The organism is Aurantimonas aggregata, assembly GCF_010500835.1.
GTDB classification, from domain to species: Bacteria; Pseudomonadota; Alphaproteobacteria; order Rhizobiales; family Rhizobiaceae; genus Aurantimonas; species Aurantimonas aggregata.
The window spans coordinates 455004-475347 of record NZ_JAAAMJ010000001.1; the positions used below are offsets into that span (position 1 = coordinate 455004).

18 protein-coding genes and 1 tRNA gene are annotated in these 20344 nt (G+C 67.7%); 4 read left to right on the plus strand and 15 right to left on the minus strand.

Annotated elements, in window-relative coordinates; all coding sequences use genetic code 11:
- Positions 1 to 13 precede the first annotated feature (13 nt).
- The gene (locus GTW51_RS02055; RefSeq protein ID WP_163042201.1) at positions 14 to 283 is read left to right on the plus strand and encodes a DUF6894 family protein; all 270 of its coding nucleotides are present in this window, start codon (positions 14 to 16) and stop codon (positions 281 to 283) included.
- A 525-nt stretch (positions 284 to 808) separates the two neighbouring features.
- Here GTW51_RS02055 and GTW51_RS02060 read toward each other — a convergent pair.
- The 6 genes from GTW51_RS02060 to GTW51_RS02085 all read right to left on the minus strand — a co-directional run bounded on the left by GTW51_RS02060 (position 809) and on the right by GTW51_RS02085 (position 5271).
- Positions 809 to 884, minus strand: a tRNA-Lys gene (locus tag GTW51_RS02060).
- Between the two features lie 106 nt (positions 885 to 990).
- Positions 991 to 1407: a PilZ domain-containing protein gene (locus tag GTW51_RS02065; RefSeq protein WP_163042202.1), complete on the minus strand. Its 417-nt coding sequence runs from the start codon at positions 1405 to 1407 to the stop codon at positions 991 to 993.
- Positions 1408 to 1935: 528 nt separating this feature from the next.
- The gene (gene ilvC, locus GTW51_RS02070; protein WP_163042203.1) at positions 1936 to 2955 is read right to left on the minus strand and encodes a ketol-acid reductoisomerase; all 1020 of its coding nucleotides are present in this window, start codon (positions 2953 to 2955) and stop codon (positions 1936 to 1938) included.
- Between the two features lie 23 nt (positions 2956 to 2978).
- Positions 2979 to 3617: a TetR/AcrR family transcriptional regulator gene (locus GTW51_RS02075; protein WP_163042204.1), complete on the minus strand. Its 639-nt coding sequence runs from the start codon at positions 3615 to 3617 to the stop codon at positions 2979 to 2981.
- A 99-nt stretch (positions 3618 to 3716) separates the two neighbouring features.
- Positions 3717 to 4316, minus strand: coding sequence for a transglycosylase SLT domain-containing protein (locus tag GTW51_RS02080; RefSeq protein ID WP_163042205.1), 600 nt, complete (start codon positions 4314 to 4316; stop codon positions 3717 to 3719).
- A gap of 205 nt (positions 4317 to 4521) precedes the next feature.
- Entirely contained in the window at positions 4522 to 5271 is a 750-nt protein-coding gene (locus GTW51_RS02085) for a pyridoxine 5'-phosphate synthase (RefSeq protein WP_163042206.1), read from the minus strand.
- A 205-nt stretch (positions 5272 to 5476) separates the two neighbouring features.
- On the opposite strand from GTW51_RS02085, the gene GTW51_RS02090 reads away from it, so the two are divergent.
- Complete coding sequence (locus GTW51_RS02090) at positions 5477 to 6979, plus strand: apolipoprotein A1/A4/E family protein (protein ID WP_163041840.1); 1503 nt, start codon at positions 5477 to 5479, stop codon at positions 6977 to 6979.
- Between the two features lie 84 nt (positions 6980 to 7063).
- Here GTW51_RS02090 and GTW51_RS02095 read toward each other — a convergent pair whose 3' ends face one another.
- From GTW51_RS02095 to ilvN, 4 genes are all read right to left on the minus strand, one after another.
- A complete protein-coding gene (locus GTW51_RS02095; RefSeq protein WP_163042207.1) occupies positions 7064 to 8191 on the minus strand; it encodes an ATP-dependent DNA helicase in 1128 nt (375 codons plus the stop codon).
- A gap of 120 nt (positions 8192 to 8311) precedes the next feature.
- Complete coding sequence (locus tag GTW51_RS02100) at positions 8312 to 10306, minus strand: hybrid sensor histidine kinase/response regulator (protein WP_163042656.1); 1995 nt, start codon at positions 10304 to 10306, stop codon at positions 8312 to 8314.
- A 100-nt stretch (positions 10307 to 10406) separates the two neighbouring features.
- Entirely contained in the window at positions 10407 to 11000 is a 594-nt protein-coding gene (locus GTW51_RS02105; protein WP_163042208.1) for a LysE family translocator, read from the minus strand.
- A 50-nt stretch (positions 11001 to 11050) separates the two neighbouring features.
- The gene (gene ilvN, locus GTW51_RS02110) at positions 11051 to 11623 is read right to left on the minus strand and encodes an acetolactate synthase small subunit (protein WP_163042209.1); all 573 of its coding nucleotides are present in this window, start codon (positions 11621 to 11623) and stop codon (positions 11051 to 11053) included.
- A 161-nt stretch (positions 11624 to 11784) separates the two neighbouring features.
- Between ilvN and GTW51_RS02115 the strand changes: the two genes are divergently transcribed.
- Positions 11785 to 12768, plus strand: a complete 984-nt coding sequence (locus GTW51_RS02115; protein WP_163042210.1) for a hypothetical protein — start codon at positions 11785 to 11787, stop codon at positions 12766 to 12768.
- 91 nt (positions 12769 to 12859) lie between these two features.
- Here GTW51_RS02115 and GTW51_RS02120 read toward each other — a convergent pair whose 3' ends face one another.
- From GTW51_RS02120 to miaA, 4 genes are all read right to left on the minus strand, one after another.
- Positions 12860 to 14644, minus strand: coding sequence for an acetolactate synthase 3 large subunit (locus GTW51_RS02120; RefSeq protein ID WP_281354559.1), 1785 nt, complete (start codon positions 14642 to 14644; stop codon positions 12860 to 12862).
- A gap of 266 nt (positions 14645 to 14910) precedes the next feature.
- Positions 14911 to 15720 carry a DUF1206 domain-containing protein gene (locus GTW51_RS02125; RefSeq protein WP_163042211.1) on the minus strand — a complete coding sequence of 270 codons (810 nt, stop codon included), beginning with the start codon at positions 15718 to 15720 and terminating at the stop codon, positions 14911 to 14913.
- A gap of 79 nt (positions 15721 to 15799) precedes the next feature.
- On the minus strand, positions 15800 to 16582 hold the full coding sequence (locus GTW51_RS02130) for a GGDEF domain-containing protein (protein ID WP_163042212.1): 783 nt from the start codon (positions 16580 to 16582) through the stop codon (positions 15800 to 15802).
- A gap of 69 nt (positions 16583 to 16651) precedes the next feature.
- Positions 16652 to 17560: a tRNA (adenosine(37)-N6)-dimethylallyltransferase MiaA gene (gene miaA / locus GTW51_RS02135; protein ID WP_163042213.1), complete on the minus strand. Its 909-nt coding sequence runs from the start codon at positions 17558 to 17560 to the stop codon at positions 16652 to 16654.
- 17 nt (positions 17561 to 17577) lie between these two features.
- Between miaA and serB the strand changes: the two genes are divergently transcribed.
- Positions 17578 to 18465, plus strand: coding sequence for a phosphoserine phosphatase SerB (gene serB / locus GTW51_RS02140; protein ID WP_163042214.1), 888 nt, complete (start codon positions 17578 to 17580; stop codon positions 18463 to 18465).
- A gap of 17 nt (positions 18466 to 18482) precedes the next feature.
- Here the strand turns inward: serB and GTW51_RS02145 are convergent, their stop codons facing one another.
- Positions 18483 to 20126 (minus strand): Do family serine endopeptidase, encoded by a 1644-nt coding sequence (locus tag GTW51_RS02145; protein WP_246232500.1) that lies wholly within the window; start codon positions 20124 to 20126, stop codon positions 18483 to 18485.
- Between the last annotated feature and the right edge of the window lie 218 nt (positions 20127 to 20344).

Here is a 20344-nt window from a genome sequence, read left to right on the forward strand (position 1 = left end):
GAACGCGGCGCTGATGCGTCTTCTGATCAACTGTGCGCCGAGGTACCTTTTGCCCCGCTTCTATTTCGACATCGACGAGGATGGAGCCCTCGCTCCCGACGAGGAGGGAATCGAGTGCGAGACAAGGGATGCCGTGCGAGAGACCGCCATTGATGCTCTTCCAGGCTTGGCTGCGGATCTAGCCATGCCCGGAGACCGTCACGTGCTGAAGATCATGGTGCGAGATGAGGAGGGCGAGCCTGTGTTTCACGCGTCTCTGACGGTGGAGGCCGGTTGGCGGTAACGTCTCAAGCACAGGTCAGCCGGTCTTCGCCGCCCCGCATGCTTCAGCGGTACTGATCTGTCGGCAGCCTACGTCCACGGCATCCCATTCATCCGATGGCTTCGGCCGCCGCCCCTAACTGCCAAGCACAGCCTCCGGGGCGCGCGTAAACTTCTAAAGCCAATCGTCGTCGATCGCTCCCGCCGCGAATGGCAGCGTTCGAGCATCCCGCGCCAGCCTGCGAAGGTCCTCAGTGGGTCGAAACGAGACCGGCTGCTCAGCGCTCCCTTCAACCAGGAGCGATGCGCTTTTGAATGCCACCGCCATTATGCGCTCCAAGACCGCATTGCTGGCAGCGGTGCACGCTCCGCTTTCCAGGTCGACTCCCGGCATGATATGGCTTTTCGGTGTAATGAGGCCAACTGCGTCATTGTCGGGTTGGGCCAGAGTCGGACGTAAAGCAACCGAAACGACAAACTGGGGGCCGAGGGTCTCCGGCCCCGAGAAGCCTATCCGACGTATGTCTTGCAATCTTTGCAGAAAATTTGGTGGGTGATGTAGGGTTCGAACCTACGACCCGCTGATTAAGAGTCAGCTGCTCTACCAACTGAGCTAATCACCCACGGCGCCGAAGCGCTCGGTAGCGGCGATATAGTCGGAAGGGGCAAAGCTGTCCACCCCTAATCCGATCCATCGCAAATCGCGGCCGGTATTTGTCTCTCCTGCCGTCAGCGGAGCGTCCAGGGCATCAGCCGGACGAGCGAGCGGGGCAAGTTCTCCGGCTCGATCCGCCGGATACCGCGATCGGTCGAATCACCGGCGTCGTGGCGCACCGGCGGGCTGCGCTCCTCGTCCGCCTCGGCGGCGATGTCGAGGAATCGGATGCCGGCGAACATGCCGCGCCGATAGACCAGCTTGGCCGGGCGCTCGTCGCGCTCCTCCCCGATGCGGATCTGGAACTCCTTCGGCAGATGCGCCGCCTCGTCGATGGTCAGCAGCGCGCCGGTGGCGGAGATGTTGCGCAGGATGCAGTCGAAGGTCGAGAAACCGCCGTTGAAGATGATCTTCGCCCGCTTCAGCGTCCGCATGCGCGGCGCGACACGGCGTTCCGATCCGTCCGGCTCGAGCTCGGGAAGCGCTCCCATGATGGCCTCCGTGAGGTTTCGCACGCGCGATCATCGCAACGAAACCTTTGCGAATGCTGAAGGCGGAGTGGAAACTTCGATAGGCCGGCAACGAGGCGGCGGCCATCTAAGGCCGGCCGCCGCCTTCGTTCAGCGACTGAGATCGCCGTTGGATGCGATTCAGTCAGGCTCGCTCCCTGTCCACGAGGACGCTTGATTTGATCCCCGCCCGCCCGCAGCGGCGAAGCCGCGAGGACGGGCAAGGAAGAGACCCGTGGATCAGATCGCGGGCGGATGCGATCCGGTCAGTTGCGCTCCTTGTCGACGAGGGCTTTGGACTTGATCCCCCGCCCGCCCGCAGCGGCGAAGCCGCGAGGACGGGCGAGGAAGAGACCCGTGGATCAGATCGCCGGCAGATGCGATCCGGTCAGTTGCGCTCCTTGTCGACGAGGGCTTTGGACTTGATCCCCCGCCCGCCCGCAGCGGCGAAGCCGCGAGGACGGGCAAGGAAGAGACCCGTGGATCAGATCGCGGGCGGATGCGATCCGGTCAGTTGCGCTCCTTGTCGACGAGGGCGTTGGACTTGATCCACGGCATCATGCCGCGCAGCTTCTCGCCGACTTCCTCGATCTGATGGCCGTCGTTCATCCGGCGGATGCCCTTGAAGCGCGACTGGCCGGCCTTGTTCTCCATCATCCAGTCCGAGGTGAACTTGCCGGTCTGGATGTCGTGCAGGACGCGCTTCATCTCGGCCTTGGTCTCGGCGGTGATGATGCGCGGGCCGGTGACGTACTCGCCCCACTCGGCGGTGTTGGAGATCGAGTAGTTCATGTTGGCGATGCCGCCTTCGTAGATCAGGTCGACGATCAGCTTGACCTCGTGCAGGCACTCGAAATAGGCCATTTCCGGGGCGTAGCCGCCCTCGACGAGGGTCTCGAAGCCGGCGCGGATGAGCTCGACCAAGCCGCCGCAAAGCACCACCTGCTCGCCGAAGAGATCCGTCTCGCACTCTTCCTTGAACGTCGTCTCGATGACGCCCGAACGGCCGCCGCCGACGCCGCTAGCGTAGGACAGCGCCAGATCCAGCGCGTTGCCGGAAGCGTCCTGGTCGATGGCGACGAGGCAGGGCACGCCGCCGCCGCGCTGGAATTCGCTGCGCACGGTATGGCCCGGACCCTTCGGCGCGATCATCACGACGTCAATGGTCTTCTTCGGCTCGATCAGGTTGAAATGGACGTTCAGGCCGTGCGCAAAGGCGATGGCGGCGCCGTCGCGTATATTGCCCTCGATGTCCTGCTTCCAGATGTCGGCCTGGAGCTCGTCCGGGGTCGCCATCATCATCAGGTCGGCCCATTTGGCCGCCTCGGCGACCGACATGACCTTGAGGCCATCGGCCTCGACCTTCTTGGCGGTGGCCGAGCCTTCGCGCAGCGCGACGACCAGTTCGGTGACGCCCGAATCCTTCAGGTTCAGCGCATGGGCGCGGCCCTGGCTGCCATAGCCGATGATCGCGACCTTCTTGGACTTGATGAGGTTGAGATCGGCATCACGATCGTAATAGACGCGCATGGGTGGTTCCTTCCGTTTTGAAGTCAGGTTTGAGAAGCTCGCGCCCCGTGGAGCGCGAAGAACTGCTTGGTGGCGCGTGCTGCCTCGCGCGTCCGCTCGGCCTCGGTCAGTTCGACGCGATCACCCAGAAGAAGACGGATCTGCAGGTCGCGGCCGACCAGGCCGAAATAGGTGCGGAAGGCCTCTTCCGCGTCGTCGAAGTCGAGCAGGCCGGCTTCCCTGCCCGCCTCGAGAAGCGGCTTGAGCCGTTCCCCGATGGCGAAGCGTCCATTGGCCAGCACGATGGCGCCGAGATTGCTCTTGGCCGTGCCCGCCTGGCTTACCGCCACCCGGTTGAGCGCGATGGACGTCCGGCTCGCGATCACGCTCAGCCAGTTGGCCCAGAAGGCGCGAAGGCTTTCCTCCAGCGACGAGGCATCGAGCTTCTGCCGGTCCCAGTTGCCCGCCCGCACTTTCGAGGCCTGCCACCGGACGGTCGCGGTCAAAAGCCCGTCACGGTCGCCGAACCATTTGTACAGCGTCTCCTTCGAGCAGCTCGCCCGTCGCGCCACCGCCGACATGGTCAGCGCCTCGCGGCCTTCGACCAGCAGCGACAGCACGGCGTCGAGGACCTCGCCCTGGCGGGTGGAGAACTCTTCTTCCTGCTGCTCGAGGGCGTTCATGCGTGCTGGCTCGTCCGTACCGTACGTTACGGTTCGGCTTCTAGTCGATCCGCGTCGCCCCCGCAAGAGGCGAGATGGCGGGGCAGAAGGGGAAAGTGGCTAGAGGTTGCAGCCCTGCAGTTGCTGATCGTAGCTCCGGGCCATGTCGGCGGCGCGCCGCGCGGCCGCCTGCATGCCGGAATTATTGCGCCAGACGCCGCGCCGGTAACCGGCGTGACCGGCATAATAGGAGAGATAGAGGTTGTAGGCGTCGTTCAGCGCGATGCCGTTCTGGTCATGGCTGCGGCGGTGATACCAGCCAACGAACTCGACAGCGTCCGCGAAGCTCGTGCGGCGTGCCAAGCGGCTGCCGGTGGCGTCGCGGTATTCGTCCCAGGTCCCGTCCAGCGCCTGCGAATAGCCATAGGCCGTCGAGGCCCGTTTCCACGGAATGAAGCCCAACAGCTTGCGGCGTGGCGGGCGCGCCTTCTGTTCGAACCCCGATTCGATGCGGATCGTCGCCATCAGCACGGGCACCGGCACGCCGTATTTGCGCTCGGCGCTCTGCGCCGCGCTGTGCCAATTGCCGATCCAGCCGTTCTTCTGCGCGAAGACCGCGCAGACATTGTTGATCTGGCTGGGCTTCGACGCACAACCGGCGAGTGCCAGGAACACGGCACACAGGGCGATGACAGGCACAGAACGCTTCAGAGACCTCATGTCCGCTGGATTTACCGGAAAAATCCTAATGATTTCTGTGTCTGGTCGTTAACCCCGCCGTTTCCGGCGTCCGGCCGCGCGGAAGTGCGGCAGCGTCGCCTGCATGCTGACCGGCCCCTGCTCGCCGACGGTGGACGAGATCGCGCCGCGTGTGCCGCCGGGCGCTCTTTCCGGCAATGCCAACGGGAAACTGCGGCGGTCGCGGCTACCCTGCCTGTTGTCCCAGCGCCATGCGGAACCGCCGCACCGTCTCGGCCATACCGTATTCCAGTGCGTCGGCTGTCAGGCCGTGGCCGATCGAGACTTCCGCGAGATCGGGAATGCGGGCAACCAGCGCCGGCAAGTTCGCCACGGTGAGATCGTGGCCGGCATTGACGCCAAGCCCCGCCGCACGCGCCGCGTCGGCGGTCTGGCCGAGGCGCTCGACCTCGGCGACGGCGGCGGCCGGATCTTCGAAGGTTGCGCCGTAAGGGCCCGTGTAGAGCTCGATGCGCTCGGCACCGGTCGCGGCAGCCGCCGGCATCACCGATGGCTCGGCGTCCGCGAACAGCGATACGCGGGCGCCCTGCGCTTTCAGCTGGGCCACGACCGTCTTCAGCATGTCCTGATCGGCGACGAAATCCCAGCCATGGTCCGACGTCGGCTGCGCGGGGGCGTCCGGCACCAGCGTCACCTGCTCCGGCCGCGACGCGGCGACCAGCCGGAGGAACGCTTCGGTGGGATAGCCCTCGATGTTGAACTCGGCCTGCGGAAACTCCTCGTCGATCAGCTGGCGCAGCGCCGGCAGGTCGTCAAAGCGGATATGGCGCTGGTCGGGTCGCGGATGCACGGTGAGGCCGTGGGCGCCGGCCCGGAGCGCGATGCGCCCCATGTCGACGACGCTCGGCCAGGGCAGGTCGCGGCGATTGCGCAGCATCGCGACGGCATTGAGATTGACGGAGAGTTCGGCGGGCATGAGGGTCCTTATCGGCGGATCATGGCGCGCAGGTAGCACAGAATTGGTCGGTCGTCGCGCCGGCCGATGCCAGCCGGAACCCCCTGCGTCGCCGGCCCCCCGTGCGTCGGTGCGGCTACCGCGCTGCAGCGATCGGGAGGATTTCCGGTTGACAGCGGTGCCGGCGGGCTAGTCACTACGCGCAACGCACGCAAGGAGGATTGCCATGGGCGGATCACGTTTCATCCCGATCGTTATCGCAGGTCTCGTCGGTCTCTTGATCGGCTGGTGGGCCGGTCCCGATATCGACGACGTCAACGAAAGAACGTCGCAGCGGATCGCGGAACTGGAGGCGCCGATTGCCCAGATCCAGACCCATGTCACCGAGCTGAGCCAGCGCGTGCCGGCGGATGTGGCCACGGCAGGCACCGGCGTTGCCGATGCCGTCAACGCCTTGCAGGCCCGCGTCGACCAGCTGGGGGCCGACGTGGTGGCCCGCACTGACGCGCTGTCGCAGAGCCTGCAGCAGCAGGCCGGCCAGACGGGCGGCAACGTCGCCGAGGCGGTGAATGCGCTCCAGGCGCGCGTCGACCAGCTCGCCGCCGATCTTGCCGCCCGCACCGACGCCATCTCCCAGGCCGTCCAGGGTCAGGCATCCGCCCCCGCGGCAGGCGCCGGCGATCCCGCCGCGCTGGCAGCGGAGATCGGCAATACCGGCGCGATCCTGCTTCCCGGCCAGTCGGCGATCTATGGCGGCAGCCCCGTCGTCCTGTCGGCGATCTCGGCCGAAGCCGGCACCGCGACGCTGGCCGTTGCCGGCGGCGAGCCGCAGGATGTGGCAGCGGGCGAGTCGGTTGACGTCGGCGAGGGTTGCTCGGTGACGCTGGCGGGTGTCGCCGCTGGCGCCGCCTATCTGTCGGCGGAAGGCTGCGGCACGGCCGCGCCGGCCGAAGCGGCCACTCCGGCTGCCGCAGCGCCAGCAGCGGAAGCACCGGCGGCGGAAGCGCCCGCCACAGCCGCAGCACCTGCTGCCGACGCCCCTGCCGCCGAGGCTCCGGCGCCCGCCGCAGAAGCCCCTGCTGCCGAGCCAGCCGACACCGGCGCCACCCCTATCGGCGGCACCGCGATTTTCGGCGAAACCCGCATCTTCGTCTCGGGACTCACCGAGAACGAAGCGACGCTTTTTCCGGTAGGCGGCTCGCGTGAGCGGGTCGCGGTCGGCGGTACTCTCGACGCCGGCGACGGCTGCACCGTGACCGTCGACAGCATCGCGAACGGCGCCGTCACGCTGAGCTCGGAAGGCTGTGGTGCCGACGCCGCTGCCGCCCCCGCGGCGGAAGAGGCCGCTCCGGCAGAAGCTGCGGCGCCGGCAACCGCACCGGCCGCAGCTCCTCCGGCAGCGGCGCCGGCGGAAGCGCCGGCTCCTGCGGCTCCGGCACCCGCTGCGCCCGCCGCCGCCCCGGCTCCTGCTCCCGCAGCGCCGGCTGCCGCCGCTGTGCCCCCCGCTGCCGGCGAGCCGACCGGCATCAGCACCGGTCAGACCGCCAGCTTCGGCGAGCACCGGGTGTTCCTTTCGGGCGTTACCGACACCGAGGCGACGATCTACGTCGTCGGCTCGGGCCGCCAGCAGCTTGCCGCCGGCGCCTCCGCCGATGTCGGCGACGGCTGCACCATCACCCTCGACCGTATCGAGGCGGGCACGGCCTATCTTTCCGCCGCGGGCTGCTGAGGGCGGCGGGTACAGCCTGCGGCTACGGCCAGCCGGACAGAAAGAGATCGACAAAAGCGGCGGCGCCCCGGGCGCCGCCGCTTTTCATTTGACGATGGTGAGTGTCTCGGCGGCCCGGGTGATCGCCGTGTAGAGCCAACGCTCGCGCGTCTCCTTGAAGGCCCAGCTCTCGTCGAACAGCATCACGTCGTTCCACTGCGAGCCCTGCGCCTTGTGGACGGTCAGCGCGTAGCCATAGTCGAAATCGTCGAAGCGCTTCTTGGTCGACCATGGCACTTCGGCGTCCGGCTCCTCGAAGGCCGCTTTCAGCAGACGGATCTTCGCCGCGCCCTGGTCGATGTCGTCGTCGTCGGGTTTGACGATCAGGTTGATGCCCGGCTTCGTCGTCTCGCGCGAGGCGGTCAGGACCTGCCAGAGCGAGCCGTTGAGCAGGCCCTTGGGCGGGTCGTTGCGCAGGCACACTAGCTTGTCCCCCGCCATCGGAAGCGCGCCCTCGAAGCCCTTCAGCTCGCGCAGCCGCGTGTTGTAGCGCCGGCGCGTGCGATTGGTGCCGACCAGCACCTGGTCGGCGGCCAGCACCTTCTCCGTCTCGACGTCGCGCTTGGAGATGATCTTGGCGGTGCCCCAGTCGCCGTACATCAGTTCCTTGCCCTCGCGGACATGCAGCGCCAGCTCGATGATCGGATTGTCGCGCGCCTGGCGGTGGATCTCGCTGAGCAGGAAGTCCGGCTCCGCCTCGGTGAAGAAGCCGCCGCCCGAGACCGGCGGCAACTGGCCGGGATCGCCGAGCACCAGGATCGGCGTGCCGAAGGACATGAGGTCGCGGCCGAGCGCCTCGTCGACCATCGAGCATTCGTCGACGATGACGAGCTTTGCCTTGGCGACGGGGCTCTGCCGGTTGAGCGAAAAGGTCGGCGAGACGCGCGAAATGCCGCTCGCCTCGTCCGACACGGTCTCCTCGCCGCGTGGCCGGTAGATCAGCGAATGCAGCGTCCGGGCGCTGCGGGCGCCCTTCGAGCGCAGCACCTGCGCCGCCTTGCCGGTGAAGGCGGCGAACTGCACGGCGCCGTCGATGCCTTCGGCGAAATGCTTCGCCAGCGTCGTCTTGCCGGTGCCGGCATAGCCGAACAGGCGGAAGATCGGGGTCTCGCCGGCTTCGAGCCAGCGCGCCACCGCGACCAGCGCGTCGTCCTGCTGGGGTGAAAGCTTCAAGCTGATCTCCGTCGCGGATTCGGGCCCAAACGCGCGAATCCTTTGATGCGATGTCTATACGGGCGGGAAGCGCTTTTCACCCCGGCGCGGGGAAACGCATCAGCTCATCGCCACGAGACATCACCGACCGTTGCCAGCCGCCTCGCCCCCGGCCGTCGCATGGGGCTGGACCGGCATCCGCGGCGCGCCTGCCATCGCCTCGGCGACCGCCGCCTCGAGTTCGCGCATGCCGAAGGGCTTGGCCAGCTTCTGCAGCGACCGGTCGCCCCCGGGGGGCAGTTCCGCATAGCCGGTGGCGAGCACGATGGGGATGCCCGGCCATTCGGCGCGGATCGCCTCGGCCAACTGGCTGCCGGTCATGTGGGGCATGGCATGGTCGGTGATCACCAGGTCGACGCGCTGGCCGGCGCGCAGAAGCGCCAGCGCCTCGTTGCCGGAAAAGGCTTCCAGCGCCGTGTGCCCGAGATCCTCCAGCATCGCCGCGGTGTTCATCAGGACAAGGCCGTCGTCATCGACGGCGAGGATGACCATAGGACCCATCGCAGCGGGAGGCCTCGTCACCTCGGGCTCGGGCGCCACCACGGGCGGTACGTCCAGCGACTGCGGCAACCACAATTCGACCGTCGAGCCGATTCCCTTGCGGCTCTTGATCACCAGCCGGCCGCCCGACTGCCGAACGAGCCCGTGCACCATGGAGAGGCCGAGTCCGGTCCCCTTGCCGATGCCCTTGGTGGTGAAGAACGGCTCGGCGGCACGCGCCAGCGTCGCCTCGTCCATGCCCTCGCCGGTATCGATGACGGCAAGCCGGACATAGCGCCCCGGCGGAAGATCGGTCACCGCGTCGGTGACGATCTCCTCGCCGGCCTCGACGACGATCTCGCCGCTGGCGTCCATGGCGTCCCGGGCATTGACGAACAGGTTGAGAAGCGCCGTCTCGAGCTGGACGGGATCGGCCTGGACCGGCGCCAGCCGTTCCGGAAAGCGCGCGGTGATCGTCACCTGCGGGCCGAGCGAGCGTTGCAGGAAGGCACTCATGCCCTCGACCAGCTCGCGCAAATCGACCGGCCGAGGCTCGAGGTCCTGCCGGCGTGCGAAGGCGAGCATGCGCTGCGTCAGCGAGGCGCCGCGCTCGACGCCCTTCAGCGCATTGTCGATCAGCCCCAGCACCGCCGGGTCGTCCGCCACCCGCTTGCGCGCCAGTTCCAGACTGCCGAGCACCGCCGTCAGGAGGTTGTTGAAATCGTGGGCGATACCGCCGGTCAGCTGGCCGATCGCCTCCATCTTCTGCGACTGGACGAGCGCCTCGTTGGCCTCGTCCAGCGCCCGCTGCGCCTCGGCCCGCTCGGTGACGTCGCGGGTGATCTTGGCAAAGCCGATGACCACGCCCGCATCGCTGGTGATCCTCTCGATCACCACGTGGGCACAAAAACGGGTACCGTCCTTGCGGACGCGCCAGCCCTCAGTCTCGAAACGACCCTCCACGAGCGCTGTCGTCAGGCCCCGCTGCGGCTCGCCGCGTTGCCGATCCTCCGGGGTGTAGAAACGGGAGAAATGCTGCCCCACGATCTCGTCGGGCCGGTAGCCCTTGATCCGCTGCGCCCCGGAATTCCAGTTGGTGACGCGACCCTCCGGGTCGAGCATGAAGATGGCGTAGTCGGTGACGCCGTTGACCAGCAGGCGGAACTGCTCCTCGCTCTGCCGCAGGGCTTCCTCGGCGGCCCTGCGCTCGGAGAGGTCGCGGGTGATCTTCGCATAGCCGACCAGTTCGCCGGTCGACAGACGGATCGGATCGATCACCGCATTCGCCCAGAAGCGGGTGCCGTCCTTGCGGACCCGCCAGCCTTCGGTCTCGAAGCGCCCTTCCGCGGCGGCGGTCGCAAGCGCCTTTTGCGGCAGGCCGGCATCCCGGTCCGGCTCGGTGAAGAAACGCGAGAAATGCTCACCGAGGATTTCCGGTTCGGTATAGCCCTTGAAACGCTGGGCGCCGGCGTTCCAGCTGACGATGACGCCATCCGGATCGAGCATGTAGATCGCGTAATCGGTGATCGCGTCGACCAGCAGGCGGTAGCGTCGCTCTTCGCTCGGCGACGCCGCGAACCGCTCGGTTCGTTCCATCATGTTCCTCACGAGACTGTTATCGCGCGGGGAGATAGTCCCGCCCGGCCGCGAACCAAGCCATCCGACCATATGACTATATGACTATATGACTATATGACTAAAGAAGTAACGGCACGAGGCTGAACGCCAGCAGAACACCCATAGCAATATTGAACCATTTGAGCCGAACGGGATCGGCCAGAAACTGCCGCAGCATCACGCCGAACGCCGCCCATATCGACACGCTCGGCCAGTTCACCAGGCCGAAGACCAGCGTGACGAGAAGAACGGTCGCGAACGGCCGCGCCGGGTCGGTGTAGACAGCCATGCCGGTGACCGCGAGCACCCAGGCCTTCGGGTTGACCCACTGGAACGCCGCGGCCTCGAGAAAGGTCATCGGCGCCTCCCGACCACCTTGTTCCTTGACGGTCCGCGTCGTCGCGATGCGCCAAGCGAGATAGAGCAGATAGGCCCCGCCGACGATCTTCAGCGCCAGATGCAGCGGCGGATAGGCCGTCAGCAAGGTCCCCAGCCCGAAGCCGACGGCCAGCAGCAGCAGGCAGAAGCCGAAGGCGATCCCGCACATATGCGGGATCGTCCGGATGAAGCCGAAATTCACCCCCGAGGCGAGCAGCATGAAATTGTTCGGCCCCGGCGTCACCGACGAGACGAAGGCGAAGGCTGCAAGGGCAAGGAGGACGTCGGTGCTCATGGTCGGATCGATCGGTCAGCAGCGCTGACGGTGAGGAAACGGCTTGGGAACTACATCCCGTCCTTGCCACGCGACAGCGCCGCGACGCCGGTGCGGCAGACCTCGACGAGGCCGAGCGGCGCCATGATGGCCACGAACTTGTCGAGCTTGGATGGCCGCCCGGTCAGCTCGAACACGAAGTGCTCGATCGAGGAATCGACCACCTTGGCCCGGAACACGTCGGCGAGCCGCAGCGCCTCGACGCGCTTCTCCCCCTGCCCGGCTACCTTGACGATGGCGAGCTCCCGCTCGACCGGACCGCTTTCCCCGTCCTCGCCGGCAGCGCGGGTGAGGTCGACCACCCGGTGCACCGGCACGATGCGGTCGAGCTGGCTCTTCAGCTGCTCGATCACGTGCGGCGCGCCCTTGGTCACCACGGTGATCCGCGAAAGATGCTTCTCGTGCTCCGTCTCCGAAACCGTCAGGCTTTCGATATTGTAGCCCCGCCCCGAGAACAGGCCGATGACCCGTGCGAGGACGCCCGGCTCGTTATCGACGATGATCGCCAGGATGCGCGACTCGATGGCCTCCTTTTCCGGCGTGATGAAATAGGCTGAGGCGGGCGGCGGGACGGGGCTGTTCATGGTCGGACTCGGCACTTTCGCGGTTGCGCGGCACGACGGCCGTGCGCGGTGGAGAGGAAGGCGACCGCGTCCATGGGCTGGACGTCGGTCACCGTGATGGCATGTTCCCGTGGCAGTGTCGGGCACCAGCCGCCCGCCAGGGCAAGACGGGAGACTTCACCATGCGACAGGTCACAATCATGGGCGCGGCTGCGGCGCTCGCCGCGATGTCCCTCGATGCGGCGGCACAGGCGCCGGCTGGACAATGCATCCCAGCGTTGACCGACGCCGGCTTCGCGCTGACGCTCAGTGTCGATGGGCAGGACGGGACCTACCGCCTGACGTGCCGCGACGGATCGCTGGTCGCCGTCGCGATCGAGCCGGAAGACGCCGGCGACGCGCCGTCTGCGGAGGCGGTGATCGCCGAGAGCGTGGCGGGAGCCGCCGCCGCGCTGGACGGCGCCGAAACGCTCGCAGATACGCCCGCCGACCTCACCGGGTCGCCTGAAACCCGGAATGCCGCCAGCGACACCGGCGCCCGCGAGACCGGCATCAATGCCGCCGGGGTTGCCGGCCAGACCCCGGATGTCTCCGTGAGCGAGGCCATCGGGGAACCTGTCGGGACGAGCCGTCCAGCCATGGCCGGCAATGACGAAGCTGCCGAGCGGAAACCGGCCATCGCCGAGGCCGACGCGGCGGCGACCGGTGCACCCCAAGCTGACGGCGAGCCCAAGCACGAAGAGCGGCTCGCGGATGGCGCCAGCGATCGCGCCGACGACGACATGGTCGCCGTGCCGTTGGTGGTGATCGGCAACGCCGAGCTTGCGCTCCCCGGCGCGCAATTCACCAGCGTCGCCATCGAGGGCGACGGCGAACGCTTCGATCTGCGTGGGACGCTGCGCGGCGAGACTGTCTCGGTCGCCGTGGCGCCGGACGGCACCATCCTGCAGATCGACCGGGCGATCAGTTCCGATACCGTACCCGACGGTGTCGCGCGGATCGCCGAGGCGCTGCTGCCCGAGGCCGAAATCGAGGCGGTCACGCTGTCGAGCCGACAGAACTACACGAGCTTCTTCGTCTACGAAGGGCGCGACGTCCGCGGCACGCCGTTCACGCTGGAGATCCGCTCCGACGGGCGCAACGTCGAGTTCAAGCGCCCGACCTGAGCGGGCGCGCGCCGCCCGGCACGCCCTGCCCCGGCCCGAGAGGCCGGGGTGAAGGGTCGCCGCGAAGGTCGGGTTGGCCGCCATCGTCGCCTCAGACCAGCGCCCGGCCCTTGGCGTCGATGGCGCGGCCGACCACCTCGTCCGTCGCCTCGTCGGGCAGCAGGATCTCGTTATGCGCCTTGCCCGATGGGATCATCGGGAAGCAGTTGGCGAGATTGGCAACGCGACAGTCGAACAGCACCGGCTTGTCGACCGCCAGCATCTCCTCGATCGCGCCGTCCAGGTCGCCCGGCTTCTCGCAGCGGATGCCGTGGCCGCCATAGGCTTCCGCCAGCTTGACGAAGTCCGGCAGCGCCTCGGTGTAGGAGTGCGACAGGCGGTTGCCGTGCAGGAGCTGCTGCCACTGCCGTACCATGCCCATATACTGGTTGTTCAGGATGAAGATCTTGACGTTGGCACCGTGCTGAACCGCCGTCGACATCTCCTGCATGTTCATCAGCACCGATGCGTCGCCCGCGATGCAGACCGACAGTGCATCGGGATGGGCGATCTGCGCCCCGATCGAGGCCGGCAGGCCATAGCCCATCGTGCCGAGCCCACCCGAGGTCAGCCAGCGGTTCGGCGCCTCGAAGCCGTAGAACTGCGCCGCCCACATCTGGTGCTGGCCGACTTCCGTCGAGACATAGGTCTCTCGGTCCTTGGTCGCCTCGTAGAGCCGCTGCACCGCATATTGCGGCATGATGACGTCGTCGTTCGGCCGGTAGGCGAGGCAGTTGCGATCGCGCCAACCGTCGATGTCCTGCCACCAGGCGTCGAGCGACGGCGCGTCGACCGAAGCCCCCTGCCCCTTCCAGCAGGCGATCAGGTCGCGCAGGACATGAGCGACATCACCGATGACCGGCACCTCGACGCGCACGACCTTGTTGATCGAGGACGGGTCGATATCGACGTGGATCTTCCGCGAGTTCGGCGAGAAGGCGTCGAGCCGGCCGGTGATCCGGTCGTCGAAGCGCGCGCCGATGCACAGCATGACGTCGCAGCCGTGCATGGCGAGGTTTGCCTCGTAGGTGCCGTGCATGCCGAGCATGCCCAGCCAGTTCTTGCCAGAAGCCGGATAGGCGCCCAGCCCCATCAACGTCGACGTGATCGGAAAGCCGGTGAGGTCGACGAACTCGCGCAAAAGCTGCGAGGCCTCGGGCCCGGAATTGATCACCCCGCCGCCGGAATAGATGATCGGCCGGCGCGCACCTGCCAAGAGCGCCACCGCCGCCTCGATGCGCTCGCGATCGGGATCGAGCCGGGGCCGGTAGCTCTCGTGCTTGGGCTGCGCCGGCGGCGGCGTGTAGATGCCGGTGGCGAACTGCACGTCCTTCGGGATATCGACGACGACCGGGCCCGGCCGGCCGGTGGTCGCGACGTGGAACGCCTCGTGCAGGATCCGCGCCAGGTCGTTGACGTCCTTCACCAGCCAGTTGTGCTTGGTGCAGGGCCGCGTGATCCCGACCGTGTCGCATTCCTGGAAGGCGTCCGAGCCGATGAGCGTCGTCGGCACCTGGCCGGTGATGCAGACGAGCGGGATCGAGTCCATCAGCGCGTCCTGCAGCGCGGTCACCGCGTTGGTGGCGCCCGGGCCCGACGTCACCAGCATGACGCCCGACTTGCCGGTCGAGCGGGCATAGCCCTCGGCGGCGTGTCCGGCGCCCTGCTCGTGGCGGACCAGGATGTGGCGGACGTCCTCCTGCTGGAAGATCTCGTCATAGATCGGCAGCACCGCCCCACCCGGGTAGCCGAAGAGGTCGGTGACGCCGTTTTCCTTCAGCGCCCGGACCACCATCTCGGCGCCGGTCATCTCGAATGTCTCGCCAGTCGCGTTCATCGTCGTGCTCTTCCGTCTCTTGTTCCGGACCGCTTGTCGTGCCCGTTCCGGCTCGTCGCGCCGGATTTCGGGCAATAAAAAAGGGCCCTTCGGGGGCCCTTGTTCGCGCACACGTGGCTTTCGCCGGGCGGCCTCAGGCCGCCTCGCGTGTGCGCACTCCTACTACGATGATGGTCGTCGTCGTGATCATGCCCGGAAGCTAGGCTCCCGCACGGCCTGCGTCAATGCCTGTTTTATCCGCGCGGCCGCATACGGCTTCGGTCCTTTCATGCCGCCGCCTCGACATTGATCCGCCGATAGGCGGCTTCCGCAAAGGCGTAGACGCCGAAGGCGATCAGGCCGAGGCCGGTCGCAGAAAGCAGCAACCAGCCGTAGGACCAGCCCGCCATCGCCGTCAGGGCCGTGTCAATCCCTGGCGTGTCGCCGCTGCGGTAGGACGCGGCACCGGTGACGAGAAGGCCCGCGAGGATGAAGAAGGTGATGCCCCGGGCGATCAGGCCGAATTGGCAGACCGGCGTGAGCCAGCGACGGTCGGCGGGGATGTTCATGTACTTCTCGAAGCCTGCCTTCGCGCCCTTGAAGACATGCGCGGCGCCGGCGGCAGCCATGCCGGCGGCAATACCGTAGGTCAGCCATACGCCGATGCCGGCCTCGTAGGCCGCCGCGACGATGCCGTTGCTACCACCGCCGCCCGAGGCCATGCCGATCAAAAGCGTCGCGGCATAGAAAGCGAGCGCGCCATAGGCAAAGGCGCTGATCGTGAGCCCGGTTCGGATGAAGAGGCCCTTGGCACCGGTGCCGTGGCGGTCAATATCGAAGAACACTTGGAACAGGCGCCAGGCGGCAAAGGCCGCGAGTGCCAGAACCAGGGCGATCAGCAGGATCGTCCCGAATCCGGAGCCAGCCATCTCGTCGATCGCGTCCTTCTCGCCCATCGCCTCGCCGCTGGCGAAAGCCGCACTGAAGGCAAAATAGCCAATGATCAGGAAAACCGCGCCCCGAGCGGCGTAGCCGGCCCGCGCCGCATACCGCATGCGGTCGCCATGATCCCTGATGATTGCCTCTGTGGTCGTCATGCCTGCTCCCTGTGCGCTCTTGGCGAGACGCACCAACACCCGCTTGAGTTCCGCGGTTCTTGACGGAAATGTGACGGTGTCAAGCACAGACGCGGTTCCGGCCGGCCTGCTTGGCGGCATAGAGATTGACGTCGGCGCGCTTGTAGAAGCCGGTGCAATCGTCGTCCGGCATCGAGACCGCAAGGCCGATGGAGACGGTCACGCGGATGCGGATCGTGCCGAGATCGAGCGGCAGCGCCGCGATCGCGCTCCGGATCCGCTCGGCCAGCTGGGCAAGTTCGGCGGCATGGAGGTTCGGCGCGACGATGGCGAATTCCTCTCCGCCGAGCCGCGCCACCACGTCGTGGTGTCGGGTGAACTCGAACAAACAGGCCGCGATCGCCTTCAGCACTTCGTCGCCCACGTCCTGGCCGTAGGTATCGTTGATCGCCTTGAAGTGATCGAGGTCGAGGATCATCAGCCCGATCGGCCGCTGGATCCGGGCGAACTCCGCGAGGAAATGCCCGAGCGCGGCGTCGAAGAACCGCCGATTGTTCATCCCGGTCAGCGGGTCGGTCAGGGCCGCCGTCTCGAGGTCCTGCGAGCGCTGCGTTAGGATGCCGGTCAGCGACTGCAGCTTGTTCTGCTCGCGGAACTGCCGGCGCATCGTCGGCAACAGCCAGAACAGCCCGATCGCCACCGCCACCAGCATCGCGGCCATCGTGCCGGAGAAGAGGATGGTACCGGTGCGCTGGGCTTCGGCGAGTCCGGCGGCGCCGAGCGCCGGATGCGCCACGGCATAGAAGGCCGCGAGCCCGGCAGTGGCCGTCACGATGGCTCCCAGGAACAGGAGAACCGTCAGTTCGGCTTTGCTCATGATCATGGTGAGGTTCCGGGAGCGCGTTCTGCAAAACCTAGCGCATCGGCGTGAAGCGCCGTTTAAGATGATCGGTCAAATGCCCGCGATGCGATCCGGATCGGCCTCTTCCAGGCGCTGCCAGTCCGGCCCGAACTGGTGGCGGAACCAGGTCTCCTGGCGCTTGGCATATTGCCTTGTGCGGGTCACCGCCAGTTCGCGGGCGGTGGCGATATCCAGCGCGCCGTCGATGACGGCGCCGAGCTCGTCGACGCCGATCGCCCTTGCGGCGGATCCGTCCATGGCACCTTGCATGGCACGGAACGCCGCAACCTCAGCCAGCACGCCTTCGCCGAGCATCTCGCCGAACCGGCGCGCGATCCGCTCGCGCAGCACCGGGCGCGCCGGGGTCAGCACGACCTTGATGGTTCGCGCGTCGCTCAGCGGGCCTGCGCCCTGCCCCGCCTGAAGCGCCGACAGCGTCTGGCCGCTCGCCTCGCCCACCTCCAGCGCCCGCACGATGCGCTGCCCGTCGGCGGACGCGATGCGCTCTGCGGCAGCAGGATCGCGTTGGGCCAGCAGGTGGTGCAATACCGAAGCGCCTTCGGCGGCGAGCCGGCCGCGCCAGCGTTCGCGAATGGCAGCCGGCACCGGCGGCATCGTGTCGAGCAGCCCGAGCAGCGCCTTGAAGTAGAGGCCGGTACCGCCGCAGACGATCGGCAGCTTCCCGGCGGCCTTGGCGGCGGCAAGGCTGGCGGCGGCGTCGCGCACATAGGCCCCGGCCGAATAGGCAATCGCGGGGTTTACGTGGCCATAGAGTTCGTGAGGCACCGCCGCCATCTCCGCCGCCGTTGGTCGCGCGGTCAGGATCGACAGCCCGTCATAGACCTGCATCGAGTCGGCGTTGACGATCACCCCGTCCAGCCGTCGGGCCAGCGCCAGTGCCAGGCGCGACTTGCCGCTCGCCGTTGGCCCGGCTATCAGAACCGCCTCCACAGCCGCCATGTCCGGACCGTATCTCCATGTTCGTCGCCACGCTCATCGCCGCCCCCAAGGGGCCGGGACTTCCCGCGGCCGTCAGCGACGCTGTCGCTCGCATCCTCGGGGCGTCGCCGCAGGGAGCGGTCTGGCTCGACGACGGATTTGCAGTCGATGTCGGCTTCGAGACGCCGGTTTCGGATGCTCAGCGTGACGAGATCACCGAGATCGCAGCAGCTTCCGCCTTCGACTGCGTCCTGCAGGAGCGGGCCGGACGGCGCAAGCGCTTTCTGATCGCCGACATGGACTCCACCATGATCGACCAGGAATGCATCGACGAGCTGGCTGCCGAGGTGGGCATCAAGGACCGCGTCGCCGCCATCACCGCCCGGGCCATGAACGGCGAGATCGCCTTCGAGCCGGCCTTGCGGGAGCGCGTCGCCCTGCTCGCAGGCCTTCCCGAGACGACGGTCGCCAAGGTCATCGCCGAGCGCATCACGATGGCATCCGGCGGCGCGACGCTGGTCGCGACGATGCGGGCGAACGGCGCGCACACGGCGCTGGTTTCGGGCGGCTTCACCGTCTTCACCGGCCCGATCGCCGGGCGCCTCGGTTTTCACGAGAACCGCGCCAACCGGCTTCTGGCAGCCGACGGAAAGCTGACCGGTGCGGTCGCGGAGCCGATTCTCGGCGCCGCCGCGAAGGTCGAGGCTCTGCAGGAGATTGCCGGCCGGATGGGGGTCGCGACCGCCGACGTCCTGGCCGTCGGCGACGGCGCCAACGACCTGCCGATGCTGGAGCTGGCGGGCTCCGGCGTCGCGCTACACGCCAAGCCGTCGGTCGCCGCGCGGGCCCGCCACCGCGTCGACCATGGCGACCTCACCGCCCTGCTCTTCCTGCAGGGTTACCGCCGCGACGAATTCCGCGACTGAGCGCCGCGCCGGCCCCGTCAGTCGATCGGCACGACCACGAAGCGCAGGTCGCCACTCGCCGAAGCCAGCAGCAGCAGCGCGTTGCGCCGCCCGTTGGTCTTGAGCTCCGCGATCTTGTCCGCGACTTCCTGCGGCTCGGAAACTTCCTCCTGCGCCACTTCGCGGAGAACCGCGCCGGCCTCGATGCCCTTCTCCGCGGCGCTCGAAGTCGGCTCGACCTGGGTGATCACCACGCCCTCGGCATCGTCGCCGAGACCGTACTGGGCGCGCAGCGGCGCATCGATCTCCGACAGCGTCAGGCCGAGCGTGACGACGGTCGCCGAGGGCGTCGCGTCGTCGTCGGACGCGTCGCTGTCGGTATCGGCGGTCGGGTCGCTCGCCGCCTCGCTCTCGGCCATCAGCCTCTCGCCGTCCTCGAGCCGGCCGAGCGTCACCTCGACGGATAGCGGCTCCGCCGGGGCCGCGGTGTCTTCCTTGCGCAACAGCTCGACGGTGACGGTCTCGCTCACCGGGGTCTCCGCGACGATGCGCGGCAGGTCGCGCGACGTCTCGATCTCTTGGCCGTTGAACCGGACGATGACGTCGCCGACCTTGAGCAGCCCATTGTCCGACGGCCCGCCGGGCACGATACCCATGACCACGGCGCCCTTCGCCTCGGCAATGCCGAGCCCTTCGGCGATGTCGTCGGTGACCGCCTGCAGGCGGATACCGAGCCAGCCGCGGCGGGTCTCGCCGAATTCCCGGAGCTGATCGACGACGTTGACGGCCAGCTGTGCCGGGATCGAGAAGCCGATGCCGATCGAGCCGCCGGTCGGCGAAATGATCGCGGTGTTGATGCCGACCACCCGGCCGTTCATGTCGAACAGCGGGCCGCCGGAATTGCCGCGATTGATGGCGGCATCGGTCTGGATGAAATTGTCGTAGGGGCCGGCGTTGATGTTGCGGCCGCGCGCCGAGACGATACCGACCGAGACCGATCCGCCGAGGCCGAACGGATTACCGATCGCCATCACCCAGTCGCCGATGCGCAGCGCCTCGGAATCGCCGAACTCCACCGACGCCAGCGGCTCCGGCGGATTGACCTTGAGCACGGCGAGATCGGTCTTCGGATCCGTCCCGAGCAATTCGGCGTCGAGCCGGCTGCCATCGGCGAAGTTGACGGTTATCGTGTCGGCATCGGCAATGACGTGGTTGTTGGTGATTACCACGCCGGACGAATCGACGACGAAGCCCGAGCCGAGCGACTGGACGCGGCGGTCGCCGACGCCGTCATCGCCCCGCAGCAGATCGTCGAAGAAATCCTGCAGCGGCGATCCCTCAGGCGCCTCGAGTTCGGGAATGCCGCCACCCGGGCGATCCACCGTCTGCGACGTCGAGATGTTCACCACCGCGTCGAGCAGCGATTCGGCGAGATCGGCAACCGAGGCCGGGCCACGCGATGCCGACTGCGCGGCGGCAGGCGGCGCCACCGGTGCGACGGTCGGGGCGGCAGGCGCGTCCTCGTCGACCGGCGGTGCCGGCAGCGCCGGGACGGACGGTTCCGGCGCCGGCAATGGCTCGACAGCCTGCGCTGCGACGGGAAGCGGCTGCATCAGGGCAGACGTGGCCAGCCAGGCGGCGGCAAGGGACAGGAGCGGCAGGCGGCGCAGGCGAGCGTTCATCGCGGGTCCTCTCGGATCGGGAAGGCGGCGGCCGAATCGTCGTACGCCTGCAGGCGGATCATCTGGAATGGCGGCGGCATGTCCGCATCTGTCGCCGCCGGCGCCGCGCATAGCTGCAAAGGCGCGTCACGGCTGGTGAGCGGAGCGGAAAAAAGCGACCGAATCAAGTTGTTTGCAGGTGGTTGACGTGGCCGTGATCGGCTCGAAACCAGTCAGGC

Excerpts from the sequence above, each read along its gene's own strand:
- GTW51_RS02055 (WP_163042201.1), top strand. The coding sequence starts at position 14 with ATGCGTCTTCTGATCAACTGTGCGCCGAGGTACCTTTTGCCCCGCTTC.
- GTW51_RS02065 (WP_163042202.1), bottom strand. The coding sequence starts at position 1,407 with ATGGGAGCGCTTCCCGAGCTCGAGCCGGACGGATCGGAACGCCGTGTC.
- ilvC (WP_163042203.1), bottom strand. The coding sequence starts at position 2,955 with ATGCGCGTCTATTACGATCGTGATGCCGATCTCAACCTCATCAAGTCC.
- GTW51_RS02075 (WP_163042204.1), bottom strand. The coding sequence starts at position 3,617 with ATGAACGCCCTCGAGCAGCAGGAAGAAGAGTTCTCCACCCGCCAGGGC.
- GTW51_RS02080 (WP_163042205.1), bottom strand. The coding sequence starts at position 4,316 with ATGAGGTCTCTGAAGCGTTCTGTGCCTGTCATCGCCCTGTGTGCCGTG.
- GTW51_RS02085 (WP_163042206.1), bottom strand. The coding sequence starts at position 5,271 with ATGCCCGCCGAACTCTCCGTCAATCTCAATGCCGTCGCGATGCTGCGC.
- GTW51_RS02090 (WP_163041840.1), top strand. The coding sequence starts at position 5,477 with ATGGGCGGATCACGTTTCATCCCGATCGTTATCGCAGGTCTCGTCGGT.
- GTW51_RS02100 (WP_163042656.1), bottom strand. The coding sequence starts at position 10,306 with ATGGAACGAACCGAGCGGTTCGCGGCGTCGCCGAGCGAAGAGCGACGC.
- GTW51_RS02105 (WP_163042208.1), bottom strand. The coding sequence starts at position 11,000 with ATGAGCACCGACGTCCTCCTTGCCCTTGCAGCCTTCGCCTTCGTCTCG.
- ilvN (WP_163042209.1), bottom strand. The coding sequence starts at position 11,623 with ATGAACAGCCCCGTCCCGCCGCCCGCCTCAGCCTATTTCATCACGCCG.
- GTW51_RS02115 (WP_163042210.1), top strand. The coding sequence starts at position 11,785 with ATGCGACAGGTCACAATCATGGGCGCGGCTGCGGCGCTCGCCGCGATG.
- GTW51_RS02120 (WP_281354559.1), bottom strand. The coding sequence starts at position 14,644 with ATGAACGCGACTGGCGAGACATTCGAGATGACCGGCGCCGAGATGGTG.
- GTW51_RS02125 (WP_163042211.1), bottom strand. The coding sequence starts at position 15,720 with ATGACGACCACAGAGGCAATCATCAGGGATCATGGCGACCGCATGCGG.
- GTW51_RS02130 (WP_163042212.1), bottom strand. The coding sequence starts at position 16,582 with ATGATCATGAGCAAAGCCGAACTGACGGTTCTCCTGTTCCTGGGAGCC.
- miaA (WP_163042213.1), bottom strand. The coding sequence starts at position 17,560 with ATGGCGGCTGTGGAGGCGGTTCTGATAGCCGGGCCAACGGCGAGCGGC.
- serB (WP_163042214.1), top strand. The coding sequence starts at position 17,578 with ATGTTCGTCGCCACGCTCATCGCCGCCCCCAAGGGGCCGGGACTTCCC.
- GTW51_RS02145 (WP_246232500.1), bottom strand. The coding sequence starts at position 20,126 with ATGAACGCTCGCCTGCGCCGCCTGCCGCTCCTGTCCCTTGCCGCCGCC.